At 65.6% G+C, this 16,203-nt stretch carries 16 protein-coding genes; 8 read left to right on the top strand and 8 right to left on the bottom strand.

From position 1 onward, the window contains the following. Positions 1-31 precede the first annotated feature (31 nt). On the top strand, positions 32-3,061 hold the full coding sequence (locus ABIE56_RS09415) for a sensor histidine kinase (protein WP_429243549.1): 3,030 nt from the start codon (positions 32-34) through the stop codon (positions 3,059-3,061). Here ABIE56_RS09415 and ABIE56_RS09410 read toward each other — a convergent pair. Continuing rightward, entirely contained in the window at positions 3,058-4,839 is a 1,782-nt protein-coding gene (locus ABIE56_RS09410; RefSeq protein WP_429243548.1) for a glycoside hydrolase family 97 catalytic domain-containing protein, read from the bottom strand. The two genes, ABIE56_RS09415 and ABIE56_RS09410, sit on opposite strands and share 4 nt — an antisense overlap. A 119-nt stretch (positions 4,840-4,958) precedes the next feature. Between ABIE56_RS09410 and ABIE56_RS09405 the strand changes: the two genes are divergently transcribed. Then, positions 4,959-5,792 carry a methyltransferase domain-containing protein gene (locus ABIE56_RS09405; protein WP_429243547.1) on the top strand — a complete coding sequence of 278 codons (834 nt, stop codon included), beginning with the start codon at positions 4,959-4,961 and terminating at the stop codon, positions 5,790-5,792. A gap of 43 nt (positions 5,793-5,835) precedes the next feature. Here ABIE56_RS09405 and ABIE56_RS09400 read toward each other — a convergent pair whose 3' ends face one another. Both ABIE56_RS09400 and ABIE56_RS09395 read right to left on the bottom strand, forming a co-directional pair. Next, the gene (locus tag ABIE56_RS09400; protein ID WP_429243546.1) at positions 5,836-6,324 is read right to left on the bottom strand and encodes a hypothetical protein; all 489 of its coding nucleotides are present in this window, start codon (positions 6,322-6,324) and stop codon (positions 5,836-5,838) included. Between the two features lie 131 nt (positions 6,325-6,455). Then, positions 6,456-7,268 (bottom strand): plasmid replication/partition related protein, encoded by an 813-nt coding sequence (locus ABIE56_RS09395; RefSeq protein WP_429243545.1) that lies wholly within the window; start codon positions 7,266-7,268, stop codon positions 6,456-6,458. 190 nt (positions 7,269-7,458) lie between these two features. Here ABIE56_RS09395 and ABIE56_RS09390 point away from each other — a divergent pair, with 190 nt between their 5' ends. After that, a complete protein-coding gene (locus ABIE56_RS09390; protein WP_429243544.1) occupies positions 7,459-7,869 on the top strand; it encodes a DUF1801 domain-containing protein in 411 nt (136 codons plus the stop codon). Here ABIE56_RS09390 and ABIE56_RS09385 read toward each other — a convergent pair. Both ABIE56_RS09385 and ABIE56_RS09380 read right to left on the bottom strand, forming a co-directional pair. Next, a complete protein-coding gene (locus ABIE56_RS09385; protein WP_429243543.1) occupies positions 7,866-8,501 on the bottom strand; it encodes an FMN-binding negative transcriptional regulator in 636 nt (211 codons plus the stop codon). The genes ABIE56_RS09390 and ABIE56_RS09385 overlap by 4 nt on opposite strands. A gap of 32 nt (positions 8,502-8,533) precedes the next feature. Next, entirely contained in the window at positions 8,534-9,151 is a 618-nt protein-coding gene (locus tag ABIE56_RS09380; RefSeq protein WP_429243542.1) for a LysE/ArgO family amino acid transporter, read from the bottom strand. Positions 9,152-9,252: 101 nt separating this feature from the next. Between ABIE56_RS09380 and ABIE56_RS09375 the strand changes: the two genes are divergently transcribed. Then, a complete protein-coding gene (locus tag ABIE56_RS09375) occupies positions 9,253-10,158 on the top strand; it encodes a LysR family transcriptional regulator ArgP (protein WP_429243541.1) in 906 nt (301 codons plus the stop codon). On the opposite strand, the gene ABIE56_RS09370 is transcribed toward ABIE56_RS09375, so the two are convergent. Both ABIE56_RS09370 and ABIE56_RS09365 read right to left on the bottom strand, forming a co-directional pair. Further along, positions 10,140-10,820 carry a class I SAM-dependent methyltransferase gene (locus ABIE56_RS09370; protein ID WP_429243540.1) on the bottom strand — a complete coding sequence of 227 codons (681 nt, stop codon included), beginning with the start codon at positions 10,818-10,820 and terminating at the stop codon, positions 10,140-10,142. The genes ABIE56_RS09375 and ABIE56_RS09370 overlap by 19 nt on opposite strands. 50 nt (positions 10,821-10,870) lie before the next feature. Continuing rightward, entirely contained in the window at positions 10,871-11,899 is a 1,029-nt protein-coding gene (locus tag ABIE56_RS09365; protein WP_429243539.1) for a thioredoxin family protein, read from the bottom strand. A gap of 170 nt (positions 11,900-12,069) precedes the next feature. Between ABIE56_RS09365 and ABIE56_RS09360 the strand changes: the two genes are divergently transcribed. Further along, positions 12,070-12,453, top strand: coding sequence for a VOC family protein (locus ABIE56_RS09360; protein ID WP_429243538.1), 384 nt, complete (start codon positions 12,070-12,072; stop codon positions 12,451-12,453). Between the two features lie 92 nt (positions 12,454-12,545). On the opposite strand, the gene ABIE56_RS09355 is transcribed toward ABIE56_RS09360, so the two are convergent. Beyond that, on the bottom strand, positions 12,546-13,514 hold the full coding sequence (locus ABIE56_RS09355; protein ID WP_429243537.1) for a beta-propeller fold lactonase family protein: 969 nt from the start codon (positions 13,512-13,514) through the stop codon (positions 12,546-12,548). 292 nt (positions 13,515-13,806) lie between these two features. Here ABIE56_RS09355 and ABIE56_RS09350 point away from each other — a divergent pair, with 292 nt between their 5' ends. From ABIE56_RS09350 to dusA, 3 genes are all read left to right on the top strand, one after another. Next, entirely contained in the window at positions 13,807-14,700 is an 894-nt protein-coding gene (locus ABIE56_RS09350; RefSeq protein ID WP_429243536.1) for an alpha/beta hydrolase family protein, read from the top strand. A gap of 88 nt (positions 14,701-14,788) precedes the next feature. Further along, entirely contained in the window at positions 14,789-15,148 is a 360-nt protein-coding gene (locus ABIE56_RS09345; RefSeq protein ID WP_429243535.1) for a hypothetical protein, read from the top strand. Between the two features lie 69 nt (positions 15,149-15,217). Then, positions 15,218-16,198 (top strand): tRNA dihydrouridine(20/20a) synthase DusA, encoded by a 981-nt coding sequence (gene dusA / locus ABIE56_RS09340; protein ID WP_429243534.1) that lies wholly within the window; start codon positions 15,218-15,220, stop codon positions 16,196-16,198. Positions 16,199-16,203 lie beyond the last annotated feature (5 nt).

The raw sequence follows: 16,203 nt of genomic DNA, 5'->3' as shown, positions 1-16,203 counted from the left end.
TCGTTGCGGCGACCATGTCATGGGGTGGGGAGTGCGGTTCAAACACGCGATCGCAGCGATGCGAGCGGTAGCGCTGGCGTTAGCCGGCTGGGTGGCGCTGATGGGCGCGGCCTGGGCCACGGATACCCGCGACCGCGCCATCGGGCAGTTCTATCACACGGCCTGGACCGTGCGCGAAGGCGCGCCCGGGCAGGTGACCGCGCTTGCGCAGACGGCCGACGGTTACCTGTGGCTAGGCACGCAGACCGGGCTGTATCGCTTCGACGGCGTGCACTTCGAGCGCTACCGGCCGCGAACGGGCGGTGACTTCCCCGCATCCACCGTGGCCTCGCTTTACGCGCCGCCCGATGGCGGCCTTTGGGTGGGCTTCCGTTATGGCTTCGCCAGCTTCGTGGAAGGCGACAAGGCCACGCATTACGGCGCATCGTCCGGGCTGCCGACGGCAACGATCTACGCGATCGCGGGAACGCCGGATGGACGTTTGTGGGGGGCCACGTTCAATGGGCTGGTCGAACTGCGCGGTAACCACTGGACGCTGGTCGGCACCGAGATGGGCCTGCCCGGCAACCGCGCGCGTAACCTCAGCGTGGATCGCGAAGGCAGGCTGTGGGTGGCCTCCGATGTCGCGCTGGGCTGGTTGCCCCCGGGGGGCGATCACTTTGTCATCGCCACGCGAGACGTGGGCAAGATCAACCGCATTGCCGAAGCGCCCGATGGCACGGTATGGGTAGCTGACGTCGACCGCGGGGTACTCCCTGTATGGAATGGCACCAGCGATCCGGCCGAGGCTGGTCCCACCTTGCGCTTGTCATCTTCCGGGCTGCTGTTCGACAGGGACGGTGCGCTGTGGGTGCCCAGCCAGGGCGAGGGCATGCGCCGTGTGCCGCGGGTGGATGCGCTCGCGCGGCAGGTGATCGATACCGAAGGCACGGCCGCACAGCGCTTTGTCGAACGCGATGGGCTTACCTCGGACTACATCACCGCGGTCATACAGGATCGCGAGGGCAACATCTGGGTCGGTGGTAGTCGCGGCCTGGACCGCTTCCGCGCGAGCCGCCTGCTGCCCGCGCCAACGCCATCGGGTGCCACGGATTTCGCGATCGTGCCCGCCACGGCGGGCGGGATCTGGGTCGGCACGAAGAACCGCCCGCTCATGCATGTGCGCGCGCTGGGCGCCACCACGGTGGCGTTTCCCCAGGCCATTACCGCGGCGGCGCGCGATGCGCAAACCACCTGGCTGGGCGGCCCCAACGGCGTGTGGACCATGGATGGGGATACGCCCCGGCCGTTCGCGACGTTGCCGGTGGAAGACTTCACCGGCGTGCAGGCGATCGTCGGTGACGGCCACGGCGGGGTATGGGTATCGATCAACCGGCCCGGCGTCTATCACTACAGCCAGGGCGCCTGGCACCGCGAACTGCTGCCCGCCGTCGCGAACGATCCCTCGCCATTGGTGCTGGTGCGCGACCGTGCCAGCCGCCTGTGGATGGGCTTCGCGCGCGACACGATCATTGTTCGCGATGAAGCGGGCCGGGATACGGTGCTGGGCGGCCGTGATGGCCTGGATGTCGGCAACGTGACGGCGCTGCTGCCCGATGGCGACACGATGTGGGTAGGGGGTGAGCGCGGCATCGACCTGGTCGAAGGTGGCCGCGTGCAGCCCTTGCCATTGCAGATGGATGTGCGTGGCGTTTCCGGCATCGTGCGCGATCGCAACGGGGATTACTGGGCTAACGCATCACAGGGCATCGTGCGCCTGTTGGGCAGTGATGTGGCGCATGCGCGCCGCGATCGTGACTTCCGCGTGCCGGCCATGCTGTTTGATTCGCTCGATGGCCTGCCGGGTACCCCTGCACAATTCCGTCCGTTGCCCACGGCCGTGGCCGCCGATGATGGGCGGCTGTGGTTCGCGACGACCAGCGGTGTCGTCTCGATCGATCCTGAAGACGTGCCGCGCAATACGCTGCCGCCACCGGTCAGCATTCGTGGCATAGCGACGGATAGTGGCTGGTTTGACGCGGCGGGACGGGTTCGCCTGCCGGCCAAGACCGAGCGCCTGCGTATCGTCTACACCGCGACAAGCCTTTCCATGCCAGAGCGCGTGCGTTTCCGTTACCGCATGGATGGTATCGACACGCGCTGGCGCGACGCGGGTACGGACCGCGAAGCGGTCTATACGGATCCGCCGCCGGGTCACTACGTGTTCCGTGTCACTGCCGCCAACGAAGATGGCGTATGGAATGAACAAGGTGCGTCGCTGGGGATCGACGTGGCGCCGGCGTTCTACCAGACCGCGTGGTTTGCCGTGATCGTGGCGGTGCTCGTCGCGGCCGTGATCTGGCTATTGGTACTGATGCGCATGCGGCGGATCGAGGCGCAGTTGCGCGAGCGCCTGCACGAGCGGCATGCCGAGCGCGAGCGCATCGCACGCGAGCTGCACGATACGCTGTTGCAGAGCATCCAGGGCCTCATGATGCGTTTCCAGGCCGTGGCCAACCGGGTGCCTCCTGCCGATCCGTTGCGCACATCGATGGAAAGAGCGCTGGATCGAGCCGAGCTCGCCATCGTGGAAGCGCGCGACCGCGTGCGTGATTTACGTGACCACCTTGGTGATGCGGTGCCGCTGGATATCGGCCTGGTGGAACTGGCACGCGCCTACGCGGAAGAGCATGCGGTGCCGGTGATCGTCGATGCGCCGCCGATATGGCGCGCCATGGACCCACTCGCACGCGACGAGCTTTACGGTATCGCCCGCGAAGCCGTGCATAACGCGGTCGCCCATGCGGAGGCGAGCCGCATTGATGTGACGCTGCACCGCGATGGGACGGAAGTGGTACTGCACATCTACGACGACGGACGCGGGATCGAGCCCCAGATACTCGCTGCCGGAAGGCCGGGGCATTGGGGCTTGCGTGGCATGCAGGAGCGCGCCGAGAACATCGGCGGCAAGGCCTCGATTACCTCTGAGCCGGGCGGCGGCACGCACGTCGTGATCCGCGTGCCGCTTGCACGGGTGATGCCGGCCCCGGCGTGGTGGCGGCGCTGGTTGCCTGGCACTTAGCGGTAGCAGCCGTACTGGAACTGGCCCTTCGCCACCGGGCAGAGAATCGCCGCGAAGCCGCCGTTGGCCGGCACATCGAACGAGAGCGAGCCATCGGCGGTAACGTTCTGGGATGAGCGAGCGACATCACCCCGGCCCGTCCCGTCGCGCACGATATCAGCGCGCCACGGGCCCACGCCCAGCGACGACAACGGCACGCTAAGCCGACGTGCAGGGCCGGCTACGATCGCACCAATGAACCAGCGATCACCACTGCGGCGCGCGAAGATCGCTTCGCCGCCGGGCGCACCCGAGATCAGTTTTGTTTCGTCCCACACCGTGGGAATCTGGTCCAGGAACATCAGTGCGTTCGGTCGGCGCTGGTACGCCTCCGGGCTATCGGCCAGGTGCGTCCAGCCCGATTCGAACACGATGGGCAGCGCGATCTCGTGCGCGATGCTGGCCTCCTGCTTACCGACGTCGAGCGCGACGGGCGTGTAGTCCATCGAACCGACAACGTTGCGGGTAAACGGCTGGATCGTGTTGCCTACCGCCGGCGGATCATTCTCCGCACCGCGCACGCCCTCCATGGTCATCAGGTGCGGCCACGTGCGGGCCAGCCCGTGCGGGATGGTGCCCCCGTGGAAGTTCACCATGAGCTGGAAGCGCGCCGTATCAGCGAGCGTATCGTCATACCAGCGAAAGCGTGCCTGGCTATCGGAGCCCATGAAATCGATCTTGACGCCCTTGGCACCCCAGCCCTTGATGCGGGTGAACCACTCCTGGCGCTTCGCGGCCGTGTCGAGCTTCGTCCACGGGAACCACATCAACACGTCTACGTGTTTCGCGTTTGCGTACTGGATGAGCTGCGGCGCCCACGAATCGCTCCAGCCTTCATCCAGCAGCACGAACGGCATGCGGTTGGCGGCGGCGAAATCCACGAAGGCCTTCTGCCGTTCAAAGCTCTTCGGGCTGTCGTGATCGCTGATCCACGACCACGCCACGCGGCCGGGCTTCACCCACGTGGTGTCCGTGAGCTTCGCAGGATCGGCGAGATCATCGACAAGCGTTGATTGCGTGACGGTCGCCAGGTCGCCGGTGATCACGGTGCGCCACGGGGTAGTACCGGTGCTGTCGACGCGCGTGTCGGCCAGGGCCAGGCCGTATAGCGGTGAATTCGCGACGTGTGAGAGTCGGCTACCGTCGTAGCGCCCGTCCGCGTTGGCCTCGGTGATCAGTACGTAGCGCTGGCCTGTAAGGAACAGGGAGGGATAACCGTAATCGCCCGAGGGCGCGGCCACCGCGCTGGTCTGGATGCGTTCCTTCTCGTTGCTGGGGTCGTAGGGCAGGAGCCACGCGCGCGCGTCGGCGGGCAGCTTGTAGCTGGTCGCTTCGCCCGTGACAGTCACCTGGGTGGCGCCGGGGATTTCGTAGCGGAACGCCACGCCATCGCTCGCGACGCGCACCACCACATCCAATTTCTCGCCCTTGTCGTTCTGCAGGGCGTAGCGCGTCTCGGCAAGGTTGGCGCTGCGCACCAGGCGCTTGCCCGTGGTCATCCGGTAGTTTTCGGTGAGGTTGCGCTGCGTGGTGCCGATCAGGCGCAGGTCGTGGGTCAGGTCACTTCCTGCGGTGCGCAGGCCAAGCTGGGCATCGACCAGCGCCGCGCCTTGCGGATCGGTGATGCTCAGCACCGGACGCCCGCCATCGTGGAAAACCACGGTGGCCAGGGGCGGGGTCGCAAAGGCGGGCATGGCCACGAGGGCGGTGAGTGCGGCGAGGCAATGCGGCGTCTTCATGGGGGCTCCTGGGCGGGCGTGCCGGGCGCCGAGCATTCCACAGCCAGGCGCGATCGCTCAAGGAAGACGTGCCGCGCGTGAGAACCGCGTCAACGCCCGCGCCCGTTACCATGCGCGGCATGACCGATGCCCCTTGTGCCTTCCTCGATCTGCTCGAATCCGACGCATCCTGGCGTGAACCCGGCGCGTTTCGCTGGCGTGCGGATGCGGCCGACCAGTTGGACCTGCTGTTGCTTGCCATGACGGCCGATGCGCAACGCCAGCGTGCAGAGACGTTGCTCGGCGCCATGTCGGCAATCGACGAGGAGCTATTCCGGACGCTGCGCGTTGCGATCGCTGCCGGCGAGGGGAGTGCCGCCCTCGCGCCCTGGCTGGATATCGGTGAGCCGGTGGGGGCGCACTACGATGCGCTCGATGCGCTGCTGGCAGGCGTGCTCGCGATGGACGAGCCTTTGCTGGATGACCCGCGTCCGCCGACCGACATGGTGTTCTACCAGCCAACCCCTGCGCGGCACATCGTGGATGCGGTGCGGCGCACGGCGCTATCCCCGGCGGATCACCTGCTGGACCTGGGCTCGGGCCTGGGTCATGTGCCTCTGCTGGCGCGAATCCTTAGCGGCGCGACGGTCGCCGGACTGGATCGTGAGCCGGCCTATGTGGCGAGTGCGCGGAAGGCGGCAGAAGCGCTTGGCCTGCCTGAAGTGACCTTCCAATGCGGCGACGCACGCAGCGCCGATTACTCCCAGGCGAACGTGTTCTACCTGTTCACGCCCTTCATCGGGCCGGTATTGCGCGACGTGGTGGCTCAAATCGAAGCGGAGGCGAGGAAGCGGCCGCTACGCGTCGTGGCGCTTGGCCCGTGCACCCGTACCTTCGCCCGCCAGCCCTGGCTAAACACGAACGACGCCAACCCCGAAGCCACGGACCGCATCGTGCTCTTCACCACCCTGTAGGAGCGCGCTTGCGCGCGATGCTCCCGGGCCGGAGCGGCAGACCTCACCGCCCGTGAAAATGCCCCGTAGCGCCACCGACAGAAATACTGACCCCACCCGTGGGGTGTTCGCAGCTGCCGAACGCCTGCGAAAGGCTGACCGCACCACCCTGGTAGCTGCCGCTGCCGCCATGGCTGGCGCTGACGACGCCGGTGGTCACGCTGCCGTGAACCTGGGGCTTGTTGTAGGTGGCGTCGTCGCAGTGCGGGCCATCGTCTTCCACCACGTCGGCACCGGCCATGCGGCCGCTGGTATCGCCGTAGTAGGTGCCCGGCGGATCCTTCGGGTGCGCCGGGGTTACGGCCACACTCTCCTTACCGTTCTTGGAGCCGGTGGCGGCCGCAGAGGACGCTGCGGCGGGCGCGGGGGCGGTGCTGGAAGCCGCGGGCACGTAGTTCGACGGCAGGTTCAGGTTAAGCGGCTTACCCGCCTCCTGCGCGGCAGCCGTGCCAGCAAGCAGGGAAAGGGCGGTAACGACGAGGAAGGATTTCATGGAGCGCTCCGGGGGACCTGCCATAGAACGCCTGGGGGAGCGTCCGGTGTACTGGGGCTTGGAACATCCCGGGGAACGGTAGTTCCCGACGGGCCCCATCGCGCGCAAGCGCGCCTACACAGTAGCCCTTATCAGGCCTCTTCGGTGGCTTCCAGGGCCGGTTCGCCAAGGCGGGCGCGCAGGGCATCGATCTCGCGGCGCAGGTTGCGGTTCTCGGCTTCCAGCTCGGCGATCTGCTCCTGCAGGGCCACCACATCGCCCGAGGGCTTCTCGCGGGGCTTGCGCTTGGATTCGCGGACCCGTTTGGCGGCCTGCTTCAGTTCCTGGTCGCCCGCGGTGGCGGCCGCGCGCTGCTCTTCCTCCGGCAGCGAGGCAACGGCGGCGCCCGCGCTGATGGAGAGAGTGCCGGATTTGACCGCAGCAACCACCTCGGGCGCAGCTTCCTTGCGGATTTTTTCGATCATGCCCACCTGGTTGGCGCTGATCCGGGCCTCGCGGGCGATTTCCTTGCGGCTATCGGTGGGATTGGGGCGCGGCGCCTTGGGCCGGGCCGGCTCCGAGCCCGTGGCATCGAACGGCAGGTCGTTCTCGTCCGCCCTGGCGGGCTCTTCGGCCTCGCGGCGCGCGGCAAGGATCTCGCGCTTGCGCAGGGCCAGCACGCCGCGCTGGAAATCCGAGACGCTGCGGCGGCCCAGGTGCTGCTCGATCATCCACAGGTGCACGTCATCCATGGACTGGAAGCGCTCGTTCTGCACCGTCTTGAACGGGATATCGTGCTTGCGGCAGATGCCATAGCGGTTGTGCCCATCCACCAGGGTATCGCCCCACAGCACCAGCGCATCGCGGCAGCCTTCGGTCAGCAGGCTCCGCTCCAGCGATTCGTGCTCATCCGGGGTGAGCGGATCGATGTAGGCCTTGAGGTCTTCGTTGACGACGATATGCATGGGCGGGGCGCAGAATGGTGAGCAGGCGGCCGCGCATTCTAGTGCCTGCGGGTCTCACGTGCAGCGATTGGCGGGCCTTGACATGCGAGCGCGGATCGGCCGCGGCAGCGCATGCCGTTTTCGCAAAGCAGCGCGACACATGCTCGTCGTTGCCTTACCCTCGGCGGCGGGAGACACACGGGGAGGTACCATGGCAGCAAGCAAAGACGCGGCGCCGGCGGTTGATGCGGCCGCCTTGATCGACGAACGCATCGCCAGCCTTGGCGATTGGCGCGGCGAGGCACTGGCTCGTGTGCGCAAGCTCATCCACGAAGCGTTGCCCGACGTCGTCGAGACCTGGAAGTGGATGGGTACGCCGGTGTGGGAACACAACGGCATCATCTGCACCGGTGAAAGTTACAAAGACAAGATCAAGCTCACCTTCGCGAAGGGCGCTGCACTTGCGGACCCGGCGAAACTGTTCAATGCCAGCCTCGATGGCAACGTGCGTCGCGCCCTGGATATCGGCGAGGGCGAGAAGCCCGATGCCACGAAGTTCAAGGCGTTGGTGAAAGCCGCTGCCGCGCTTAACGCCTCCAAGAAAGCGGCCCGTAAACGCTAGTCCTTCGGCGTTCGCGAGGCGCGCATCGCATTGGCAAGCGCGAGGTTGCCGCTGCCTTCGACACCGTTCACCGCACCTTCGAAATCGCCCGAAGTACGGTTCTGCGAGAGCTTTCGCTTCCCTTTGAGCCGGGTGATCTCCACTTCGATGCCGACGATATGGGCGAGTTCTTCGGCGAGGTAATCCGCAGGCGCATCGCTCATCTTCCATGGCTCCGGCAGCCGTGCCTCGTGTTCGCGGGTCAGCCGCGCCACCACGCCGCGCACGTACTTCTCGTCGTCGATAACGCGGATGCGACCATGGGCATGCACGACCTCGTAGTTCCACGTCGGAACATGGCGGTGCGTTTCCTGCTTGCTCGGATACCAGTTGGGCGAGATGTAACCGTGGGCACCACGGAACACGATCAGGACGTCGTCACCATCGGCGACGTCGCGCCACACCGTATTGGCGCGAGCGACATGCGCCACCAGGACACCCGACCCACCGCGCGCCTCATCGAGCAGGAAAGGCACGTGGTTCGCATCGAGGCCGGCCGCGGTATGCGTGACCAGCATGCCGAGCGGATGCTCGCGCACGAAGCGGTGCAGGACTGCGGGATCCGATTCAGTGAAGAGGGCGGGTACGTACATGGGCAGGCTGCGTTGAAGTGGGGAGGGCGCGCTCAGTTGAGCGGGCGCACCCATAAAAACACGCAAAGGGCCAGCATGAACAGGGCGACGCCCGCATCCATGACCCGCCATGCCGTGGGATTGCGGAATAACGGGGTCATCAGGCGAGCCCCGTAGCCCAGCGCGAGGAACCACGTGATGCTCGCCGCACACGCGCCCGCGGCAAACACCCAGCGCAGGGTGCCCGGATAACCGCTGGAGAGGCTGCCTAACAGGATCATGGTGTCCAGATAGACGTGCGGGTTGAGGAAGGTGAACGCGAGGCAAGCGAGGGCAGCTTTGTACCACGCAGGCGGCGTGCCGCCGGCGGGGTTAAGGCCGCCGCCTCCACGCCATGCACGTGCGGCCGCCATCACGGCGTACACCGCGAGGAAGGCAGCCCCGCCATACCTGAGTGCTTGCAGGAGCCAGGGCGCGCGCTCCACCAACGCCCCTATGCCGGCCACGCCGAGCAGGATGAGAATCAGGTCGCTGAGGGCGCAGATGGTGACCACCATGCCCACATGCGCGCGCTGCAGGCCTTGCCTGAGGACGAATGCGTTCTGGGCGCCGATGGCCATAATCAGCCCGGCGCTGGCCGCGAAGCCCGCGAGTGCGGTGGTGAAGATCATAGGGGGTGGTCCGGGAAAGGTAGGGCCCCATGGTCGGCCCCCGCGTGGGGTTAGGCCAGCTAAAGATCCTTGGGATGATTAAGAATTGCTAATCTAGGGGCATGGATCTTCTTCATCCGCAGCTAGCAGCGTTTGCCGCCATCATCGAAGAGGGCACGTTCGAGGCCGCCGCGCGCCGCCTGGCCGTGACGCCGTCGGCGGTGTCGCAGCGAATCAAGGCGCTGGAAGACCGGCTAGGCCAGGTATTGGTCGTGCGCCAGTTCCCCTGCAAGCCCACCGCAGCGGGCGAGCGGTTGCTACAACGGCTCCGGCCCATGCAGGCGCTTGAGGCCGAGGCGATGGCCGATTTCCTGCCTGAAGAAGTACGTCCTTCCCAGCTTCGCCCTATCGGCATCGCCGTGAACGACGATTCGTTGCATACGTGGGTGGTCACCGCGCTGGCGGCCTTGCACGAGCAGTACGGTTACTTCTTCGATGTGCGCGTGGATGACCAGGACCACACGCTGGATCACCTGCGCGAGGGCGCCGTGCTGGGGGCGATCACGTCGGAGCGTAAGCCCCTGCAAGGCTGCAACGTGTATCCGCTGGGCCGCATGCGCTACCACGCGATCGCATCGCCCGCTTATGTTCGCCGTTACTTTCCCAAGGGCATGGATGCGCTGTCGCTGGCCGAGGCGCCCATGATCGTCTTTAACCGGAAGGACGAACTGCAGGCCCGGTTCATCCGTCGCGTCACGCGCGCCAAAGTAGCGCCGCCGATCCATTACCTGCCGACCTCCACGGGCTTCGTGGAGGCGGCGGGCAAAGGGCTTGGCTGGTGCCTTGCGCCAGACCTGCTGGCGCAGCCCGCGCTCGCCGCCGGGCAGGTCGCGATCATCGACGAAGCGCGAGTCCTCGACGTGCCGCTCTATTGGCAATGCGCCGGTGTGCGTTCCACCACGTTGCAGCACATAAGCAACGCGCTACGCAGCGTTGCCGCCGGCGCGCTTCACGGTGATCGGTTGTAGGCCACCCAGCCACGAAACGTAAAGCCAGCGTAGAACGGCTCGACGTTTTCGAAGCCGGCTTCACGCAACAGCGCTTCATCCTGTTCGGGTGAAAGCAACGGAAGGCGCGCGCTGATTGCCACCGATGCGTTCGCTGCATCCTTCGCTGGAACGCCTGATACGGTCGCAAATGCGGCGTAACGGGCCAGCCAGCGCTCCCGGGCTCCGTTTTCGAGCGGAAAGCTATGGTGGGCCACGACCAGTGGCGCACCCGGGCGGAGCCGGCCGCGGAGTTCGCGCAGGGTGTGCAGGCGTTCGTCGGCGTTGAGAAAGTGCAGGGTCAGCAGGCATGTCGCGCCATCGAACGGCCCGGACGGGGCGGTGTCGATATAGCCTTCATGGAGCACGGCTCGCGACGCCAGCGCGCCGAGCGTTGCATGGGCGAGCTTAAGCATCTCGGCGGAGGGATCGACACCGACAAACGTCCAGCCGGGCTGTGCTTCGGCAAACGCCTTCAACTCAAGCCCGCCACCGGCGCCGAGGACGAGTACCGTGCCGCCATGCGGTACCGCTTCGGCGAGGAGGATGGCAGCCATCTGCTGCATGCCATGGAAACCGGGAACCTGGCGTACGGGGCCTTCCGCGTAGCGGGCGACGGCCTGGGGATCGGAGAACGACGACACGGTGCGCTCCACTTTGAGAAGTGAAACATTATAACAGTGTGTCGGATCGCTCAGCCGAACGTAAACGAATAAGCCTGGGCACCGGGATCGAGGAATTCGATCTCGAAGACGTGGTCGGTGATGGGCGGTGTCTGCCGGATCAGCTGGTACATGCGTGGCTGGCTGATCGTGCCATTGCCGTTGGCGTCGGTATCGACGCCATGGGCCTCGCCCGGCGGCTTGCCGTCCATGGTGACGCGATAGCGAAGGCTCGCGCCCTTCGCCGCGGGCCCAAGCACCAGGTGCAGGTCGCGGGCGTGGAACCGGTAAACGATCCTGCTACCCGGGCCATGCGATGTCGCGAACTCGCGCCCCATGGTCCAGTCACCGGCCAGCCCCCAGTGGTTCAACGGAAGGTTCCTGGGTGCTTCGTAGGCGTGGCGCTGATCCTGGACCACGCCCCCTGCCGATGCGAACTGCTCGGTGCGCCCGTAACCGGTGTAGGTCTCGGGCGAGCGTTCGTCGTCGGTATCCGCCGGCGCCTCCGCGCCCTGGCCTGTGGGGGCAACGAGCGGGCCCTCCACGGGCTTATGGCCCGCCTCGGCAAGCAGCTGACGGATCAGTCGTTCGGACTTGTCGTAATTGCCTTCACCGAATTCGGCATGACGCACCATGCCCTTGGCATCGATGAAATAGAGCGCCGGCCAGTATTCGTTGTGGAAGGTATTCCAGACCCGATGGTCGCTATCGATAGCCACGGGATACGTGACGCCATACTCACCCACGGCCCGTTGGATATTGCCCGCATCGCGCTCAAAGCCGAACTCCGGGGAATGCACGCCGATGACCACGAGACCCTCGTTTTTGTACTTCTCTGCCCACGCGCGCACATAGGGCACCTGGCGCAGCGAATTGATGCAGGAATACGTCCAGAAGTTGACGACGATGACTTTGCCGCGGAGATCGGCATCGACCAGCGGCTTCGCGTTGAGCCAACCGGTGGCCCCATCGAACGGAGGCACTGCGGCCGCTTGGACCGACGTAGCACAGCCCACTGCCAGCCCCACGGCGAGGGTCGCCCGGGTAAGGATTCGATTCATGGGTGGGCTCCGGCGCAGGCGTGGGGCGGACAAGAATTACATCAGGGCCGGGGCCTGTTCGATTGCACCAACGTATCGGTTTCACCCGATGTACCGGCGCGGCAGGATTTGCGCGATGCTACCGGGGTTCAGCCTCGCGTCGACCGTACCCAACCCGTCCAGGAGGTTCCATGAAACGAGTCACCGGCATTGGCGGCATTTTCTTCAAGGCGAAGGATGCGCCCGCGTTGCGCGCCTGGTACCAGAAACACCTGGGCATCGATGTACAGCCGTGGGGTGGCGCGGCATTTACGTGGACCGATGACGAAGGCAAGGCGTACGCCGGTTCCACCATCTGGTCCATTTCCTCCGGCGCCGATGGCCAGGTACCCGAAGGCCAGCCTTTCACCATCAATTACCGTGTCGATGACCTGCATGCCCTGGTCAAAGTCCTGCGCGACGAAGGCTGCAACGTGCTCGATAAAGTCGATGACTCCGAATACGGAAAATTCGGCTGGGTGATCGACCCGGAAGGGAACAAGGTCGAGTTGTGGCAGCCGCCCGAAGGGCAGTAAACGTACCCGGCTGACACAGAAACGGCCACCTGATCAGGGGTGGCCGCTCCTTTGCAAGTCACGCGCGCATGGTCAGCGCGCGCCAGCCTGGCTTACTCCGGCTGCACCGCGATAGCCGACGGCGCGTTGCCAACGGTGACGGTGGCCACGACCTTGTTGCTGATCGGGTTGATCACCGAGACTGTGTTCGAGCCGGAGTTGGTGACAAACACGCGACCGAGAGGGAGGCTGACGGCGAGCGGGCCCGGCGCAACGCCGACCGGAACCGTGGCGATGACCTTGTTGCTCATCGCATCGATCACCGAGACCGTGCCATCGGCCAGGTTGGAGGCGTAGGCGCGCGTACCCAGCAGGCTGGCGGCGACGGCGTCCGAACTATTGCCGGTCGCGATGGTGGACTTCACCGTGTTGCTCGACGTATCGATCACCGAAACGCTGTTCGAACCCTGGTTGGCGACGTAGACGCGCGCGCCAAACGGGCCGACATCCAGGCCGATCGGTGCCACGCCGACCGGCACGCTCGCCACGAGCTGCTTCGTGCGCGTATCGACGACAGAAACGGTGTTTTCGCCTTCGTTGGCGGTGTAGATGAACCTGCCGGTCGGGCCCACGGCCACGGCGAACGGAAGGTTGCCGACGGGCAGCGAATTGACCACCGTGTAGCTGGCCGTGTCGATGACCGAGACCGTGTTGTCATTGGCGTTGGTTACGTACGCCGAACGACCATCCGGGCTGACGGTCACGCCTAACGGAAAGCCGCCGACGGGGATGGAGGCAACCACGGCGTTGGTGGCGGCCTTGATGACGGACACCGTATTGTCGCTGGCGTTGGTGACATAGACCTTGTCGCCATCCGGGCTGACGGCGACGCCCAAGGGCGTGTTGCCCACCGGGATCGATGCCGTGACGACATTGCGGGTGGTATCGATCACCGATACCGTGTTGTCTACCTGGTTCGCCACATAGGCGTTCTTGTTGAAGGCAGCAGCGGGCAGCGCCACGGCAACCATCAGCAAGGGAAGGGCGGCACGAACAGCTTTGAGCGTCAGTTGCTTATTCATCCTGGAATGCCTCGGTAGTGGAATGGGGCGCAATACTTTCCCGCCACGCCCGAGGTTGCGGGCATGTCGAGCCTCGTTGCTCGGTGCCCGCGCCTGGCTGGAGCCGGCTCACACCGACTTCGTCGTTGAGCGGCGTCACACTATCGAAAGCTCGTTACCGGCTGTTTCCCCGGGCGTGACGCCGGATGTTGCACAGGCATTGCACCCCGGGCTCGCGAGGCGGTCCGTGCGCTAAGATCGGCCGGTAGCCGTGGGTAGTGGTTCCGTTTCTTTCTTCCTTGGGGAGTGGGGTATGACGATGCGTAGGGAATGTCTCGCACTGTGGTTATGCCTGACCTTGGTCGCGATGCCGGCGCTTGCCGATGAGAAGCCAACCGCTCCGCAGGCCGCTATCCCGGCCACTGCCAAAGCCTCGATGGAAACGATGCAGATCCCCAGCCACGGCGGCCTGATGAACGCGCTGGTTTACGTCGCGGCAGGCGAAGGGCCGCACCCCGTGGTCATCCTGTTGCACGGCTTTCCTGGGAACGAACGGAACCTGGATCTGGCCCAGGACATGCGGCGCGCCGGCTGGGATGTCCTGTTCTTCAACTACCGCGGATCGTGGGGGTCGTCCGGCGATTTCTCGTTCGCCCACGCCATAGAAGATGTCGCCTCGGCCATCGGCTACCTGCGCGATCCCGGCAACGCAAAACGCCTGCGGGCGGATCCCTCGCGTATCGTCCTGGTCGGCCACAGCATGGGGGGCTTCATGGCTGTGCAGGGCGCCGCCGCCGATCCGGCCATCAAGGGGATCGCCATGATTTCCGGCGCCGACTTCGCCCAGATGTTCGGGCAGCTCAAAGGCACGAAGCCGGAGGCAGTAAAAGCCATGGCGGCCGGCCTGGCCAAGGAGGGTATGGCCCCACTCAGCGGTTGTACGCCCGAGAGCCTGGCCCAGCAGGTGGCCGATCATGCAGCGACCTGGTCGTTCCTCGCAAAGGTCGATACGTTGAAGTCGCGGCCGGCATTCGTCATTACATCCGATGATGGGCTTGCACCGGCGGACAACGCCTTTGCGGATGCACTGAAAAAATCCGGCGATACGCGCGTAACGACGCTGCACCTGCCTACCGATCATGCGTACTCCGATCAACGTACGGAGTTGTCCGCTGCATTGCTGAAGTGGCTGGCGGCCGTTAAGTGAGTTACGCCCCTAAGTGATCTGACGCGCCGGTCTTTTGTTTCCAACCCGTTGTTTGGGTGCAACACAACGCGAGATAAGGAGAGTCACCATGCGCACTTTGATCATCGCGGGATGGATGGGTTTGGCCACGCCTGTCGTCGCCATGGCGCAGGAGGCCGTTACCCGCACGTCGCCCATCACGACGATGGGGACGACGCGAACGCCCGAACAATTCGTCGCCTGCATGCTTCCGGCAGTTCAGAAAGATTTCCCGGCCAGTAGCGCTAGTGAAAGCAAGGGCGGGTCGCACCAGACGCTGCTTGTTACCGCGGGACCACAACCGGTGAATGTGGCCGTGGTCGATATCGGCGATGGCGACAAAGGCAAATCATTGGTCGTAATCCATACCGAGAAGCCGCACGGTCAGCCGGGCATGGGCATTATCAAGGCGGCCAGGAACTGTACGTGACGGTAGCGGCGGCGCCGGAAGGCAAGCCGGCGCCAAACGCTTGAGCGCCGGGGTTGCTAAAATGCCCCCATGCAACCCATTGACCCCTCAGCCTTTCGCCTCACGGTAGCCCCTATGATGGATTGGACGGACCGGCATTGCCGGTACTTCCACCGTCTGCTTTCGCCGCATGCCCGCCTGTATACCGAGATGGTGACCAGTGCCGCGCTAGTGCGCGGCGGCCAGTTGCGCCTGCTGGAGCACAGTCATGAGGAGCACCCGGTCGCCCTTCAGTTGGGCGGCAGCGACCCCGCTGAGCTGGCCCAGGCGGCGATCCTCGGCGCCCGGGCGGGGTACGACGAGATCAACCTCAACGTGGGCTGCCCGTCCGATCGGGTCCAGTCCGGCAAGTTCGGCGCCTGCCTCATGCGCGAGCCCGAACTGGTGGGTGAGTGCGTGCGGGCCATGGCCGATGTGGTGGACGTGCCGGTGACGGTGAAGTGCCGCATTGGCGTGGATAACCAGGATGAATACGCCGACCTGCAGCACTTCACCCAGGTGATGGTGCAGGCGGGGGTGAAGATCCTGGTCGTACATGCCCGCAAGGCCTGGCTGGAGGGGCTCAGCCCGAAGGAGAACCGGGAGATCCCGCCGCTCGATTACGGCCGGGTCTACCGCCTGAAGCAGGAATTCCCCGACCTCACCATCGTCATCAACGGGGGCATTACCACGGTCGAGGCGGTACAGGAGCACCTGGCCCGCGTGGATGGGGTGATGCTGGGCCGGGCGGCCTACCACGACCCGTTCGTGCTGGCCCAACTGGAGACGGCGCTTTACGGCGCCCCCCTGGCCGACCGGGCAGATGTCCTGGAGCGGATGCGTATCTATATCGAGGCCGAACTGGCCCGTGGTACGGCCCTGAAACACATCACCCGGCACATCCTGGGGCTTTACCAGGGCGAGCCCGGTGCCCGTGGTTTCCGCCGCCAGCTGTCGGAGGGCGCCCACCTTCCGGGGGCGGATTGGGGGCTTATCGCGTCGGCCATGGCCCCCCTGCGCCGGGCGGCCTAAGTTTC

The organism is Luteibacter sp. 621 (genome assembly GCF_050435445.1).
Lineage (GTDB): Bacteria > Pseudomonadota > Gammaproteobacteria > Xanthomonadales > Rhodanobacteraceae > Luteibacter.
This window is presented reverse-complemented; position numbering and strand designations above follow the sequence as displayed.

Bases quoted from the DNA above. Each gene is read 5' to 3' on its own strand.
- ABIE56_RS09385 (WP_429243543.1), bottom strand. From the start codon at position 8,501: ATGTACGTACCCGCCCTCTTCACTGAATCGGATCCCGCAGTCCTGCAC.
- ABIE56_RS09405 (WP_429243547.1), top strand. From the start codon at position 4,959: ATGACCGATGCCCCTTGTGCCTTCCTCGATCTGCTCGAATCCGACGCA.
- dusA (WP_429243534.1), top strand. From the start codon at position 15,218: ATGCAACCCATTGACCCCTCAGCCTTTCGCCTCACGGTAGCCCCTATG.
- ABIE56_RS09410 (WP_429243548.1), bottom strand. From the start codon at position 4,839: ATGAAGACGCCGCATTGCCTCGCCGCACTCACCGCCCTCGTGGCCATG.
- ABIE56_RS09390 (WP_429243544.1), top strand. From the start codon at position 7,459: ATGGCAGCAAGCAAAGACGCGGCGCCGGCGGTTGATGCGGCCGCCTTG.
- ABIE56_RS09345 (WP_429243535.1), top strand. From the start codon at position 14,789: ATGCGCACTTTGATCATCGCGGGATGGATGGGTTTGGCCACGCCTGTC.
- ABIE56_RS09395 (WP_429243545.1), bottom strand. From the start codon at position 7,268: ATGCATATCGTCGTCAACGAAGACCTCAAGGCCTACATCGATCCGCTC.
- ABIE56_RS09375 (WP_429243541.1), top strand. From the start codon at position 9,253: ATGGATCTTCTTCATCCGCAGCTAGCAGCGTTTGCCGCCATCATCGAA.
- ABIE56_RS09365 (WP_429243539.1), bottom strand. From the start codon at position 11,899: ATGAATCGAATCCTTACCCGGGCGACCCTCGCCGTGGGGCTGGCAGTG.
- ABIE56_RS09350 (WP_429243536.1), top strand. From the start codon at position 13,807: ATGACGATGCGTAGGGAATGTCTCGCACTGTGGTTATGCCTGACCTTG.
- ABIE56_RS09380 (WP_429243542.1), bottom strand. From the start codon at position 9,151: ATGATCTTCACCACCGCACTCGCGGGCTTCGCGGCCAGCGCCGGGCTG.
- ABIE56_RS09355 (WP_429243537.1), bottom strand. From the start codon at position 13,514: ATGAATAAGCAACTGACGCTCAAAGCTGTTCGTGCCGCCCTTCCCTTG.
- ABIE56_RS09400 (WP_429243546.1), bottom strand. From the start codon at position 6,324: ATGAAATCCTTCCTCGTCGTTACCGCCCTTTCCCTGCTTGCTGGCACG.
- ABIE56_RS09360 (WP_429243538.1), top strand. From the start codon at position 12,070: ATGAAACGAGTCACCGGCATTGGCGGCATTTTCTTCAAGGCGAAGGAT.